Below are 14681 nucleotides of genomic sequence, written 5' to 3'. Positions count from 1 at the left end.
ACACACTATACGTATAACCTTTTGAGAAGCAGCCGATGCTGTATTCTTTCCTAAGGGAAACGAATATGATGATCAGTCTCTATATGTCGATTCAGCCAGCAATGGTGTATTTGTGTATATCCATTGTCTGCATTTGTACCTACTTGATGTGATTCCAGCCTTCATGCGTCCGTACGCGTGGAGGCTTTTTTATTGCCTTCCGGTGCTATCGCCGTCCACGGATATGCTTTCCCTTACCACATCAAACAGATCAAAGGAGAGAATATCATGATCCAACCTCATGTAGAACAGGTTATTGCCATGTCCAGCCAGTACAATTTGATTCCTATCGTGAAACGCCTGCTGGGCGATATGGAAACACCGATTCGGATTTTCCAGCGCTATGCGGAGCAAAAGCATGCGTTTCTGCTGGAGAGCGTGGAGGGCGGCAGCAAATGGGCGCGGTACTCCTTTATCGGTAGCGATCCATTCCTGCTTATTTCCGGTAAACAAGGCAAGATCACATTGGACATTGATGGGGAACAGACCGACTTATCCGGTAAACCCGTAGAGCAGCTGAAAGCGCTGCTGCGTCGCTATCGCAGTCCCAAGGTAGACGGATTGCCACCATTCACCGGTGGAGCGATTGGATTCTTCGGCTACGATCTGCTGCAATATTATGAAAAGCTGCCGCCGCACAAGGTAGATGATCTGAATATGGATGATATTCGCTTTATGTTCTGTGATCAGATTGTCGTATTTGACCATGTGAAGCAGCATATCCTGCTGGTAAGCAATGTACATGTCCCTGACGGAGCGGATGATGATGCGATCCGCGAAGCATATGGAGATGCCGCGCACAAGTTGGATGAGATGGAACGGATGCTCCAAACCCAGCCGCCGATCAATACTGCTGGACGTGCACCAGTATCTGAGGATATTGAACTGGGCGAGATCAAGTCCAATATGACCAAGGAACAGTATTTGGATGGAGTGGATCGGGCGAAAGAATACATTCGCGCAGGTGACATTTTCCAAGTGGTCTTGTCCCAGCGTTTTCATATTGATACTGAAGTGGCACCACTGGAAGTATATCGGGTGCTGCGTACGATGAATCCGTCGCCGTATATGTATTATCTCAAGTTAGATGAGGAAATTATCGTCGGTACATCGCCAGAAGCGCTAGTGAAGGTCGAAGGCGACCGGCTGCAAACGAGACCGATTGCAGGTACACGTCCACGCGGACAAACGGAAGCCGAGGATGTAGCATTGGCAGAAGAATTGCTACAGGATGAAAAGGAACGTGCAGAGCATCTGATGCTGGTTGATCTCGGTCGCAACGATCTTGGACGTGTATCAGAATTCGGTACGGTCAAAGCCGATTCGTTTATGCAGATTGAACGGTATTCGCATGTGATGCACATCGTATCCAATGTATCGGGTACCCTTCGTAAAGATAAGGACTTTTTCGATGCCTTCCTGTCCTGTCTTCCAGCGGGTACGGTATCTGGCGCACCGAAGCTACGGGCGATGGAGATTATTGCTGAGATTGAGAATGAAGCGCGCGGCGCATATGCAGGAGCAATCGGTTATCTAGGCTTCTCCGGTAATATGGATGCTTGTATTACGATTCGGACGATTATTTTCAAACATGGACGCGCCTATGTACAGGCAGGCGCAGGCATCGTATGGGATTCGGTTCCTGAAAAGGAATACGAAGAGACGGTTAACAAAGCCAAAGCGATGCTCAAATCGATTCGTGTTGCCGAAGCAATGTTTCCACCGAAAAGCAGCAAGGAGCAAAATATAGCGAATCCCGATTATCTGTATGGCTACGAGCCAGTGAAGCTGGGCGACTAACATGACAATCTGTATATGAAAGTCATCAGATTCATCATTCGTCATTCAATCGGCAGTTTGCCGGATCATATCATAGAAATCAACACTTAGGGGAGGACAATGGGATGCAAACAGGAGAAATCATACAGCAGGCAATTGGTGACGTTATTCAAGGTCAGCATCTGTCGCGTCAGCAAGCATACGAAGTCATGAGTACGATTATGGATGGTACAGCAACGCCTTCCCAAATTGGCGGCTTGCTCACTGGACTGCGGATCAAAGGTGAAACGGTGGAGGAAATTACCGGTTTTGCCGAAGCGATGCGTCGTAGTGGCGGACGTGTACCGGTCTTATCGGCTGGACTGCTGGATACATGCGGCACAGGCGGATCAGGCATTCACAAATTTAATATTTCCACCGTATCTGCGATTATCGCGGCTTCCGTATCGGTGCGTGTTGCCAAGCATGGCAATCGCTCCGCATCTGGTAAAGCAGGCAGTGCAGATGTGCTGGAAGCATTGGGTGTGAATATTGGTTTGAATGCTGAACAAGCTGCCAGCTGTTTGAATGAGATCGGGATTTGTTTCCTGTTTGCGCAAGTATTCCATCCTTCAATGAAGCATGCGGCAGCCACTCGCCGTGAACTGGGTGTGCGTACCGTATTTAATATGCTAGGCCCTCTGACTAACCCAGCAGGTGCAGATCGCCAGCTGATCGGTCTATATGATAGCAGTAAAATTGAAACGGTTGCTCAAACGCTGCATCTGCTTGGCTTAGAACGTGCGATGGTCGTTGCTAGTCATGATGGGCTGGACGAGATCAGTATCGCCGCACCGACACGCATTGCCGAGCTTCGTGATGGCGAGGTGCATACGTATGAAGTCACACCGGCGGATTTTGGACTGGATACACATCCACTTGAACATATGCTGGGCGGCGATGCACAGCAAAATGCCGATATTATCCGCCGTGTATTGAATGGTGAGCATGGCGCCTATCGTGATGTCGTACTAGCAAACAGTGCTGCCTGCATTTATTTGTCTGGCAAAGCCAATACGCTAGCAGAAGGAGCAGCGATTGCTGCACAAGCGATTGATTCTGGTGTAGCCGCAGGCAAATTGCAGCAACTAATCCAAACTACGGGGGCGCATAGTTATGTATCTTGATAAAATCGTCGTTACTAAGCAACAAGAAGTGGAAGAACTGGCACGTCATTTTTCATTGGGCGAAGCAGAACGCAAGATTGCGGAACTGCCAGCGACGCGTGGATTTCGTGCTGCATTGACAGCAACACCGAATCGTCGTCTCGGTCTGATTGCTGAGGTGAAAAAGGCATCGCCGTCGAAGGGGTTGATTCGTCCTGATTTTCAACCTGTACAGATTGCGACTGCTTATGAAAAAGCAGGTGCGGACTGTATTTCGATTCTGACAGATGTTCAATATTTCCAAGGAAATAATCAATATTTGACCGATATTCGAGCGGCGATCCAACTTCCATTGCTGCGTAAGGATTTTATTATTGATGAGCGTCAAATTTATGAAGCACGTCTGATCGGAGCAGATGCGATATTGCTGATTGCCGCTATTTTGACAGATGAGCAGCTGGAACGGTATATCGAGGTGGCGGTATCGCTTGGGCTGGATGTTCTGATTGAGGTACACGATCAGGCGGAGCTAGAAACCGTACTGCATGCCAAGGGGGCATTGGAGCATGGCTTGATCGGTGTCAATAATCGTGATCTGCGTACCTTTGTGACGTCCTTGGCAACGACAGCAGAATTGATCCGTTTGTTACCAGAAGGTGTGCCATTGATCAGCGAGAGTGGCATTATGTCGGTAGAGGATATTGAATATGTACAGCAAGCGGGCGCAGCGGGAGTACTGGTAGGCGAATACTTTATGCGCCAGCCGGATATTGAAGCAGCTGTACGTAACTTGATGGCACCAGCAGAGCCTGAAGCAAATGGTCAGGCAGGAATTTCCCATGACTGAAAATGACATTACATTTCGTCCGCAATTCAGTTCCAATCCACAGCGTGACAACAATCTTAATTTAGCATCTATACCGGTAGTTGATGACCAAAGCGACGCAGATGTGAAGATAAAAATCTGTGGACTTCAAAGCGTTGAAGTGCTAAAATCTATGATACCATTACCGGTCGATTATATCGGCTTTGTCTTTGCACGCAGTAAGCGACAAATTGACCGTGAGCGCGCTGCGCAGCTGATAGATGTGTTGAAGCAGTGGCCGCAGGGACAGATTCCAAAAAGTGTCGGCGTGTTTGTAGACCCGACATTGGAAGAGCTGGTGCATATTACGGATATAGCGCCGCTGGACGTAATTCAGCTGCATGGCAAGGAAACGCCTGAATTTTGTCGGCAAGTACGGGAGACGTTACACAAACCAGTCATTAAAGTCATTTCTGTACAAGCAGCATCTACAAAGCCGGCAAATGAGGTGCAGGAAGCGCCGAATTCGCAGAAACCAACGGACGTTCATACAAAAATCGCAGATCCGCAACCTGATGCAGATCTGACAAATCATACAGATCCATTCCACCATACAGGAGGCAACATCAAAGTTGAGAATCAATCTGATTCTGCCGCTGTTCACCAACAATGCAGCCCCTACGAAGGCGTTGTAGACGCCTTTTTACTTGATACTCATGATCCGCTGTACGGTGGTGGATCGGGCAAAACATTTGCTTGGGAAGAGATTGAAGCTTATCACCGCTGGACATCAGCTCGCGGGATTCCGCTGCTGATTGCAGGTGGACTCAATCCAGATAATGTAGATACACTGGTTCACGGCTATCCGCTGGAAGGCATTGACGTATCGAGCGGAGTCGAGAGCGATGGAGTTAAGGATATCGATAAAATCAAACAGTTTGTGGAGAGGGCGAGATCATAATGACAACATTACCTGATGCAAAAGGAAGATTTGGCGATTTTGGTGGACGTTATGTACCAGAAACGCTGATGAACGCACTGATCGAACTTGAGGAATCGTATCGTAAATACGCGGATGATGCACAATTCCAACAGGAAGTGGATTATCTGCTCAAAGAATACTCCGGTCGCGAGACTTCGCTGTATTATGCGGAAGGCTTGACTCGACATCTGGGTGGACCGAAAATCTATCTCAAACGCGAAGACCTCAACCATACGGGTGCGCACAAGATTAACAATGCAATTGGTCAAGCGCTGCTAGCGAAACGCATGGGCAAGCAGAAAGTCATCGCCGAAACGGGCGCGGGGCAGCATGGTGTTGCTACAGCGACTGTCGCGGCGCTGATGGGGCTAGAATGCAAAGTGTTCATGGGCGAAGAGGACATCAAACGCCAACAGCTGAACGTATTCCGTATGAATATGCTAGGTGCGGAAGTCGTTCCCGTTACGTCTGGTACGCGTACGCTCAAGGATGCGGGCAATGAAGCATTGCGCTACTGGGTCAGCAATGTAGAAGATACATTCTATATTCTCGGCTCTGCGGTCGGACCACATCCGTATCCGATGATGGTGCGTAACTTCCAACGTGTTATCGGCGACGAGACACGTCGTCAGATTTTGGAAAAGGAAAATCGTCTGCCGCATACGGTAGTCGCGGCGATTGGTGGCGGTAGCAATGCGATCGGTATGTTTTACCCGTTTATTAATGATACAGAGGTTCGTCTGATCGGGGTAGAGGCTGCGGGGCGCGGGATTGATACGCCACTGCATGCTGCAACGATGAGTCTCGGCACCAAAGGTGTATTCCAAGGCTCCATGAGTTATCTGCTGCAGGATCAGTATGGTCAGGTGCAAGAAGCGCATTCCGTATCCGCTGGTCTTGATTATCCCGGCGTTGGACCAGAGCATTCGTACCTAAAAGATATTGAACGCGCTCAATATGTACCGATTACCGACCAAGAGGCGATTGATGCACTCAAGCTGCTTTGCCGTACCGAAGGGATTATTCCTGCACTGGAATCGGCACATGCGATTGCTCATACGGTGAAGCTGGCGAAGGAAATGACAGCAGATCAGCTGCTGGTCGTTTGTCTATCCGGTCGCGGCGACAAAGACGTGGAATCGATTATGAAATATGAGCGGGAGGGATCGCTGTGAGTGTAACAGGACAAAGTCAGAACCGGATGGATGTTACCTTTGCTAAGCTGAAGGAAGCGGGCGAAACGGCGTTAATTCCGTTTCTGACCGTTGGTGATCCCGATCCGCAAATTACCGTTGATATTATCGTCGAGCTGGAAGCGGCAGGCTGCAATATTTTGGAGCTGGGTGTTCCTTATTCTGATCCGCTTGCAGATGGACCGGTGATCCAGCGCGCTTCCCAGCGTGCCTTAACGCATCAAGTGACGATTGATACCTGCTTTGAGGTTGCTTCGCAGGCACGGGAGCGCGGCGTGCAGATGCCGTTTATTCTGTTTACGTATTACAATCCCATTTTGCAATACGGATTGGAGCGATTCTTTGAGCAGATGCGTCATTATGACATCAGTGGCATGATCGTACCGGATTTGCCGGTGGAGGAGTCGGAAGATATGCGAGCACGTTCGCGTGAAGCTGGTATCAGCTTGGTACCATTAGTTGCGCCGACATCGCATGAGCGTATCTCTTCGATTCTAAATGGAGCACAGGGATTCGTATACTGCGTATCTTCGCTAGGCGTGACGGGTGAACGTGCATCGTTCCACAATAATGTGGAGCAGTTCATCAATAGCGTGAAGGAAAATACAGACTTGCCAGTTGCGGTTGGCTTCGGCATTTCCAGCCATGAGCAGGTCAAGCAATTCTCCCAATTTTGCGATGGTGTTGTTGTCGGTAGTGCGATTGTACGTCATATTGAATCACAGATTCCACTGCTGACGGATCCGGCACGCAAGGCGGACGGATTGTTGCAAATTCGCAATTTTGTGGCAGAATTAAAAGGAAGCAAATAAGTTTACCCAATTACACATATACAGGCAATGCTGAGTACTCCGTGTATATCTCTGCTGTGGCAGACAGGTATGCCGGAGTTTCGGCGTTTCCTAACGATGATGCTTGAAGGAGTTGTGCATAGTGAAACCGAAATCCCGTATTGTGAATATTCCCGTTTATCAGCCGGGCAAACCGATTGAAGAAGTGAAACGCGAGCTTGGACTGGAAAAAGTCATCAAGCTAGCTTCCAATGAAAATCCGTACGGTTCTGCGCCATCTGTACAGCAGGCGATCATAGACGAATTATCCCAGCTGTATCTGTATCCAGACGGCGGTGCGGTGGAGTTGACTGCCGAATTGGCGCAGCATCTGGGCGTACAATCCAATCAGATTATTTTTGGTTGTGGATCAGACGAGATCATTTCACTAACGGCGCGTGCATTTTTGGAGCCGGACGATGAGACGATCATGGCGGATCAGACCTTTTCCGTATATAAAAGCAATGCCGAGATCGAAGGCGCAACAGTAGTGGAAGTACCTTTAGTAGATGGTACGCATGATTTGCATGCCATGATCGCCGCCGTTAGCGAAGCGACCAAGATCGTATGGGTGTGCAATCCGAACAATCCGACGGGAACCTTTGTACCGGAAAATGAGCTGATTAGCTTTATGGATCGTGTACCAGAGCATGTGCTGGTTGTGCTGGATGAGGCATACTATGAGTATGTCGTGGCAGAGCAATATCCGCAAAGTATTAAGCTGCTAGATCGTTATCCTAATTTGCTCATTTTGCGTACATTTTCCAAAATCTACGGGCTGGCTGCACTGCGTATCGGTTACGGTATCGGTAATGCAGATGTTGTGAAGCTGGTCAATCAGGTGCGTGAGCCATTCAATACCTCACGTATCGCTCAGGCTGCGGCACGTCAGGCGATTCGGGATCAACAATTTGTTGATGATTGCCGTACCAAAAATCGTGAAGGTATGGATGTACTGCTGGGTGAATTTGACCGATTGGGTCTACCTTATTTCCCAAGCGAAACGAATTTTATCATGGTGGATACGAAGCACAATGCAATGGATATTTTTCAGGGAATGCTACGTCGCGGGGTGATTATCCGTGCGGGTCACCAGAAGTATCCGACCTATATCCGCGTGACGATCGGTACGCCGGAAGAGAATGAAGCGTTTATTCGTGCGCTGGAAGAAACCCTGCAAGAGCAAGTGGCAACGGTATAAAGAAAACCTTCAGACGAATGGCACATGCCGCGACTGCTATCAATCGGCAGCGCGGCGCCACCTTCGGCTGTTTGGTAGCATCATAGATTCTGCTGCTTTAACGCAGCAGGAAAGACAATCGATAAAGAATGAGTGGGATACTAATGACGACAAACATTGCGATTTTCGGTGTAGGGCTGATCGGCGGTTCGCTAGCGCTTTGCTTTAAAGACAAGCCGGGACTGCATATAACTGGATACACGCACCTGCCCGAATTGATACATACCTTTCAGGAAAGACAGGTTGTGGATCATGCGACGCTTTCGGTAGAGGAGGCTGCGCTGGATGCGGACTTTATTTTTCTATGCGTACCTGTCAGTTTACTGAACAGCTATCTAGAACAACTAAGCCGCCTACCGTTGAAAAAGGGCTGCATTATTACTGATGTCGGCAGCACCAAGGCATCGATCAATGCTTGCGCAGAGCAGCTGAAGCTGAGTGATGGTGTGCATTTTATCGGTGGTCATCCGATGGCAGGCTCTGAACGCTCCGGCGTAGGTGCAGCTTCGGCACTGCTATTTGAAAATGCCTACTATGTACTGACACCACCGGAGCATGTACCTACTGCGGCATATGAGCGTCTCGCCGAGTTGCTGACTGCGCATACCCGCGCGCAAGTAGTAAAAGTAGAGCCGGTGCTGCACGACGAGATTGTCGGCGCAATCAGCCATTTACCGCATGTGATTGCCGTAGCACTAGTCAATCAGATTCGCGGCTATAATGAAAATAATCCGCTGTATCGGATGCTAGCTGCGGGCGGCTTCCGTGATATTACACGTATTGCCTCCAGCGATCCGATCGTTTGGCGTGACATTTTGCTGAACAATCGGCACATCGTACTGGATTTGTTGCAAGACTGGAACAAGGGTGTACAGGAATTCGTGGAGCTGCTGGAAAATCAGGACGCACGGGGTATTGAACAGCAGTTTGAACAAGCCGGTGCATTCCGCGATGAATTGCCGGAGCGTCGCAAGGGCATGATTACCACTCTGTACGATCTGTATCTCGATGTACCGGATCATCCTGGTATTATTGGTAAAATTACGACCGAGATCGGTAACCGTGGCATCAATATTAGCAATGTGCAGATTATTGAGAGCCGGGAGGATGTACCGGGCGTAATGCGTCTGTCGTTCCGCAATGAGCACGATATGGAGCAGGCGAAGGCTATGCTGCTGGATAGCCAGTACAGTGTATTTGCACGCGTCTGATGCTACCCGTATAAGGAAGATAGTATGCTTGGATAAGCATCAATACAATGGATAAAACATACAGCTCTGTCATTCACTTTGTATTGCAATTTGTATGACAACATGCACCTCTTGGATGAGTGATGGCATTTCCAAAATGGAAATCCATCCTCACAGGGGGTGTTTTTTATAAAATACAAAAAAATTAAAAAACTTCAAAAAAATAACGGAAAGGGGTTGACGAAATGAAAGCGCATACAGTATACTGTAACTACAGTATGGTTTCTCTCCACTCCTATCCAATAACTAGAGTTTCTGAAATAGGGGACTCAGCCGCTAACAAATGTTAGCGGTTTCTTTTTTTGTCTGGACTTATAATCATCTACTATCCCATAACTCGAATCTGCCAAATTTGGTACTGCATATCGTTTTATGGTATAAAGAAAAGACGTGTTTACATAAAGCACCCTTCCGGCAGAGAGTGCGGCGGTGGATGTAGTACAGAACGGCAGCGATTTTTGCGTGTATACATAATGAAAAACATCCGTTTCTTGCCCACCTGCAATACATTGCAATCCCTTACAATGCCCTTTTGCTACCATTTTCTTCAATGCGTTTTTGGCATGTACAGCAACCTTTCGACTTTGCGTTACGTCTAAAAGTCAGGTATGATATAAAGGTTGTGTTTCTTTGCCTGCCTTTTATGATGTTATATGTGCTAATGATAATGATCCGTTGATTGTATAGATTGCAAGTATGCAAGCTCTCCGTTTAGGTCGTGATTGACGTTTAAAGATTGTCTCTTGTCCGCCTGCAGGCTGTCCAGCAGGCACTCCATCTACTTATAAAATCAGTGAATTGCTGTAAAGTGCGGGTTTTCAGTCATGAACCGCAACTTTTGCCGCCCAGTTCGGTATTAATGAATACATAGGAACTGGAAGATGCGGCGGCAGCAATGAGGAGGGTCGCATTTCAATGACAGATTCCCTGATCATTCAGGAAATAAAGAACGGTGATGTAGAGCTGTATTCCGAGCTTATGCGCCGTTACCAGCGTAAAATCCTGGCATTCATTTACCATATGTTAAAAAGCGCCAATCTGGAAATGATGGCGGAAGACCTGTGTTCGGAAACGTTTTATAAGGCATACAAAAGCCTACATTCCTTCCGTGAGGTGGATGCTTCATTCTCCACCTGGCTGTACACCATTGCACGCAATACGGTGCTTAGCGAACTGCGCAAGCACAAGGCAGGTAATGTACCACTGGAAGAGAGCGGCTATACGCCTGTAGCTCCGAATACGATGGTTCCAGAACATGCCGTTCTCCGTGGCGAGCGCGTACAGATGGTACGGGATGCGATTGACCAACTGCCTGAGAAGCAGCGGTCCGCTTTGATCCTCCGCGAATATGACCAGTTGGATTATCAGGAAATTGCAGATATCCTCTGTCAGAGTGTTAGCTCCGTCAAGTCTCTTTTGTTTCGTGCGAGAGCGAGTGTGAAAACACGGCTAGAGCCGTATTTTTACGATTCGGTCTACGATGAGCCAATCGAAGGGATGAATACAAAATGAATTGCAGAGAGGCCGAACTTGTTTTCGGAATCTATTGGGATCTAGCGCCGAACGATCCCCGTCGTGTGGCGCTGGATAAGCATATATGTGAATGTCCCGACTGTGCTGCCGAGTTTGCGCTCTGGCAGGAGAGCAGGGAGTGGATTCAGGCGGAAGCTGCCGAGCTGGAGCATGATCCTGAACTAACGATGCGTGCCGAGCAGGTGAACCGCAATGTGATGGAACGCATCTATGCGGAGACGCCGTGGGTCATGCAAAACGATATTCGGCGTGGGCCGATCTCGCGCATGTTCCGTCGACGCCTGTCCTTCTGGATTGCTGGCTTGATTGCGGTCTTCTTGTGCAGTTTTGTATTTTTGACGCTGGAAATGTCCGGCAGCTTTAATAAAGAAGCCGCTCAGGAACGTGTGAATGGGATTGTGCCAACTGGTGTAGCTACCAGCGATGCAACTACGGTAATGAACTCTTCACTGCATTTTGCCGGATCGGAGCGTGGCTTGATTGATCCGCTCGTAATTCCGATGGACCCAAGTCATCCGCAGTACTGGATGATTCTGTCGGTCGTCGGTATGCTGCTAGCACTCGTATCCCTACGTCTGCTGGCGCGTCCTCGGCCTCAATAAAGTAGTCTGGAACGAATAGACATCTGACGACAAATGAATATTCCGCTAGATACGACAACGTTTCTGTTAGGAAGCTTGCTAACCCGTTTTGCTGCATAGATGCAGGGAGGCGGGTTGATTTTTTGTGTGGGCGTCGTTTATACTTTTGGCTACATGCAAGGAGGTAGCTGAATTGGCAATTACAAGAACATGGCACGGGATTGTGCCGCTAGAACAGCAGGAAGCATTCGAGCTGCATTTGCACAAAACTGGTGTCGAGCATTCACAAAGTATTAAAGGCAATCTGGGTGCTTATATTCAAATCGTGCAGCAAGGAACATATGCACACTTTTTTCTGTGCACCGTCTGGTCGTCTTGGGAAGCGATTCGCGATTTTGCTGGAGAGCAGCCGGAGATTGCAGTGACGTATCCAGAGGATGAGCAGTACGGTCTGATTTCTGACCCATTGGTGATTCATCAGGAAGTGACGCGTGCAGGCAACCCATTTGTCTGAGTAAGCAGGTATTTCATGTTACATAATGAGAGGATGACGTAACGACTTATGCAAATCGGACTGATTCGACATGGCCTGACGGATTGGAATGCGCTGGGACGCATTCAGGGACAAAGCGATATTCCGTTGAATGAAGAGGGACGCAGACAAGCTTCGCTGCTTGCTGAACGACTGGCAGCAGAACCGATCCAATGGGATCATATCATTTCTAGCCATTTGCAGCGTGCGCATGAGACAGCGAGTATTATTGCCAAGCGACTGAATATTCCGCTGATGGAACCGGATGAGCGGCTCAAGGAACGAGGCTTCGGTCAGATTGAGGGGCTCACTTGGGAAGAACGTGAGGCGCAATGGGGAGCAGATTGGGAGACATTGGAGTTGGGGCAGGAAAAGCTGGATATACTCGGCACACGAGCGATGGAATTTATGGAATCGACGCGTCAGCAATTTCCAAACAATAATATTCTCGTGGTTAGTCATGGAGGATTGATGTCGCAGCTATTTACTCTGCTTATGCAGGAAAAGCATAGCCGACGCATTGGCAATCTGTCCTTGACGATTTTGGAGTGGGAATCGGAGAAATGGAATACGATTTTGTATAATAATATCGATCACCTGAATTAGCCTGGCATCTGCCGGGCTATTTGGCTATAATTGGAAGTAAGCAGCTATGGAAGCGACATAACGCCTTTATATCGCGTGTTAAGCTGCTATATTGCCGATAATGGATCATAGCAAAATAGGACAAAATAAGGGCGGAATTGCGAAATATGACAATTCTTTTATTTAAATGTCCTCATTTTTTACAAAATTGTTGATACGCTTACAATGATTTTGGTTAAAATGCAGATAAGGAGCGGATGACATGTTACTACCCTACCACAATCTCTGGCCCAAAGTTGATAGCGATACATTTATCGCAGAGGGCGCCAAGCTGATCGGAGACGTCAGCATCGGTCAATATAGCAGTGTCTGGTTTAACGCGGTACTCCGGGGCGATCTCGCACCCGTGCAGATCGGACAGCGCTGCAACATTCAGGATCTGGCTGTAGGTCATGTTCATGAAGTTCACCCCCTTATCATCGAAGATGATGTTTCTGTCGGACATTCAGCGATTGTGCACGGCTGCCGCATCGGTAAAGGTTCACTGATCGGTATGGGCGCTATCCTTCTGAATGGGGCGAATATTGGAGAATATTCGCTGATCGGTGCAGGTTCAATTGTGACGGAGAACAAAACAATACCGCCTTACACTCTTGCTCTCGGCTCGCCAGCGCGCGTCATTCGTGAACTGACGGAAGACGATTTGCAGCGGATGGCCAAAACGACACAAAGTTATGTCGACAAAGGAGCAGAGTTCAGAAATCCATGAATAGCATGATGGAGGTGCGCCCTATGTACAAGATGAAAGTAACCTACGAAGTTATGTTGGGTCTGGCTGCAGAGATGGTATGGGATCAAGTCCTTCGCGAACATCGGGTGGAAGAACTGAATGAACTGATTGATCGTGCTCTTGTCGAACGAGACGAGCAAGCCTTTCAACAATGGACCAATGAACTGCGTTCACTGACACCGGCAATTCAAGTCGAACTTCCAGAAGTGGAGCATTATGAACGCAAAACGCTATCTCACTAATAACATATTTTACTTGCGATTTACTATACACAATGCTTTAGGATAGAAGTCCACCTGAATACATAGAGGTGGGCTTCTTCTTTTTTTTGCTGTTTTGCTCTAAGGGAGAAAATGGCTTTGGATATAAGTCTTGCGTGAGAGCAGTGTGTACTTTTACAATGAAGGGGATATGTGATCGGGCTGTGGGTGTGCGGGTTTGCATGATGCAGGGTCGAGATGAAGGAGACTGGGGAATGCCGATTTCTTATTTTTGGAGTAGGGATGTTTTGACGAGCCGCGGGTTTTTGTGGTTGTTGCTGATTTGCAATGTGCTGGGGACGATTTACGGGTATTACTGGTACGCATTGCAAATGGAGTATACGCTACAGCATTGGCCAGCTTGGATTGTAGTCTTTGTGCCGGACAGTCCGACGGCGAGTTTGTTTTTTAGTGTGGCACTAGTTTTTTTACTGTATCCGCCGCGTAGGGGCTGGGCAAAAGGCATTCGAGTGCTGTTTGAAGCGCTGGCGGTTGTAACGTCAGTGAAGTATGGCGTATGGGCGGTTGTGATGATTTTCTGGGGCGCTGCGCTTGGACAGGAGCTTGTTTGGGAAAACTGGATGCTCACCGTATCGCATCTAGCGATGGCGATTGAAGCGTTGCTGTATGTACGCTTTTTCCTTTTCCGCTGGACATCGTTGCTAGTGGCGCTAGGTTGGACGCTGCTGAATGATTATATGGATTACGGGCAAGGCGTATATCCGTGGTTGACACAGGAGTTAGTGAATCGACTGGATCAGGTGCGTAACTTTACAGTGACACTAACGCTGGTATCGGCTCTGATCGGAGCGCTGGCAGTGAAGCTAGCGAAGCGTGAACGGCTGGAAAATGAATCTCGTCGATATGCCAATTAAGCTAGGTTACTTTCCATTGGATCACTCAGATAAATGAGGCTTGTTTGCTGACAATAGGGAAACAATAGCTGGGAAATCACAAAATCAATAGATAAAAAGGCTCTACATCATCATGTAGAGCCTTTTTTGTTTTGAAAATACCATTGAGAATGGAAGGGCTGCTGCGTCTATGCTACTTTCCATATATGCTATGTTCCCTATATGCTGTAGGCAGAGTAGGGGTGCTTGGCTCGTACATAGGCAGCATAACATGATTAAAGCA

Annotated in this window: 15 protein-coding genes; all 15 read left to right on the top strand. The window is 48.2% G+C overall.

Annotation, left to right across the window (positions count from 1 at the left end; all coding sequences use genetic code 11):
• Positions 1–267: 267 nt before the first annotated feature.
• The 15 genes from trpE to ABXR35_RS10490 all read left to right on the top strand — a co-directional run bounded on the left by trpE (position 268) and on the right by ABXR35_RS10490 (position 14419).
• On the top strand, positions 268–1839 hold the full coding sequence (gene trpE / locus ABXR35_RS10560; protein WP_367059290.1) for an anthranilate synthase component I: 1572 nt from the start codon (positions 268–270) through the stop codon (positions 1837–1839).
• Between the two features lie 104 nt (positions 1840–1943).
• On the top strand, positions 1944–2984 hold the full coding sequence (trpD, locus tag ABXR35_RS10555) for an anthranilate phosphoribosyltransferase (protein WP_367059287.1): 1041 nt from the start codon (positions 1944–1946) through the stop codon (positions 2982–2984).
• Positions 2974–3810: an indole-3-glycerol phosphate synthase TrpC gene (gene trpC, locus ABXR35_RS10550; RefSeq protein WP_367059284.1), complete on the top strand. Its 837-nt coding sequence runs from the start codon at positions 2974–2976 to the stop codon at positions 3808–3810. Before trpD ends, trpC begins: the two co-directional genes overlap by 11 nt.
• Entirely contained in the window at positions 3803–4729 is a 927-nt protein-coding gene (locus ABXR35_RS10545) for a phosphoribosylanthranilate isomerase (RefSeq protein ID WP_367059281.1), read from the top strand. Before trpC ends, ABXR35_RS10545 begins: the two co-directional genes overlap by 8 nt.
• The gene (gene trpB, locus ABXR35_RS10540) at positions 4729–5925 is read left to right on the top strand and encodes a tryptophan synthase subunit beta (RefSeq protein WP_367059278.1); all 1197 of its coding nucleotides are present in this window, start codon (positions 4729–4731) and stop codon (positions 5923–5925) included. The genes ABXR35_RS10545 and trpB overlap by 1 nt, the downstream gene beginning before the upstream one ends.
• Before the next feature lie 26 nt (positions 5926–5951).
• Positions 5952–6755 carry a tryptophan synthase subunit alpha gene (gene trpA / locus ABXR35_RS10535; protein ID WP_367061335.1) on the top strand — a complete coding sequence of 268 codons (804 nt, stop codon included), beginning with the start codon at positions 5952–5954 and terminating at the stop codon, positions 6753–6755.
• 121 nt (positions 6756–6876) lie between these two features.
• Positions 6877–7974: a histidinol-phosphate transaminase gene (gene hisC, locus ABXR35_RS10530; RefSeq protein WP_367059275.1), complete on the top strand. Its 1098-nt coding sequence runs from the start codon at positions 6877–6879 to the stop codon at positions 7972–7974.
• A gap of 143 nt (positions 7975–8117) precedes the next feature.
• Positions 8118–9224 carry a prephenate dehydrogenase gene (locus ABXR35_RS10525; protein WP_367059272.1) on the top strand — a complete coding sequence of 369 codons (1107 nt, stop codon included), beginning with the start codon at positions 8118–8120 and terminating at the stop codon, positions 9222–9224.
• Between the two features lie 954 nt (positions 9225–10178).
• Positions 10179–10775 (top strand): RNA polymerase sigma factor, encoded by a 597-nt coding sequence (locus tag ABXR35_RS10520; protein WP_367059269.1) that lies wholly within the window; start codon positions 10179–10181, stop codon positions 10773–10775.
• Positions 10772–11398 (top strand): anti-sigma factor, encoded by a 627-nt coding sequence (locus ABXR35_RS10515; RefSeq protein ID WP_367059266.1) that lies wholly within the window; start codon positions 10772–10774, stop codon positions 11396–11398. The genes ABXR35_RS10520 and ABXR35_RS10515 overlap by 4 nt, the downstream gene beginning before the upstream one ends.
• Before the next feature lie 172 nt (positions 11399–11570).
• The gene (locus ABXR35_RS10510; protein WP_367059263.1) at positions 11571–11891 is read left to right on the top strand and encodes a hypothetical protein; all 321 of its coding nucleotides are present in this window, start codon (positions 11571–11573) and stop codon (positions 11889–11891) included.
• Between the two features lie 48 nt (positions 11892–11939).
• Positions 11940–12515 (top strand): histidine phosphatase family protein, encoded by a 576-nt coding sequence (locus ABXR35_RS10505; RefSeq protein ID WP_367059260.1) that lies wholly within the window; start codon positions 11940–11942, stop codon positions 12513–12515.
• Positions 12516–12756: 241 nt separating this feature from the next.
• A complete protein-coding gene (locus ABXR35_RS10500; RefSeq protein WP_367059257.1) occupies positions 12757–13263 on the top strand; it encodes a gamma carbonic anhydrase family protein in 507 nt (168 codons plus the stop codon).
• Positions 13264–13286: 23 nt separating this feature from the next.
• Complete coding sequence (locus ABXR35_RS10495) at positions 13287–13526, top strand: IDEAL domain-containing protein (protein WP_367059254.1); 240 nt, start codon at positions 13287–13289, stop codon at positions 13524–13526.
• A 233-nt stretch (positions 13527–13759) separates the two neighbouring features.
• Positions 13760–14419, top strand: coding sequence for a DUF1405 domain-containing protein (locus tag ABXR35_RS10490; protein WP_367059251.1), 660 nt, complete (start codon positions 13760–13762; stop codon positions 14417–14419).
• Positions 14420–14681 lie beyond the last annotated feature (262 nt).

It is taken from the genome of Paenibacillus sp. JQZ6Y-1 (genome assembly GCF_040719145.1).
Classification (GTDB): domain Bacteria; phylum Bacillota; class Bacilli; order Paenibacillales; family Paenibacillaceae; genus Saccharibacillus; species Saccharibacillus kandeliae.
The sequence above is the reverse complement of the archived record's forward strand: the minus strand, read 5'-3'. Positions and strand labels throughout refer to the sequence as shown.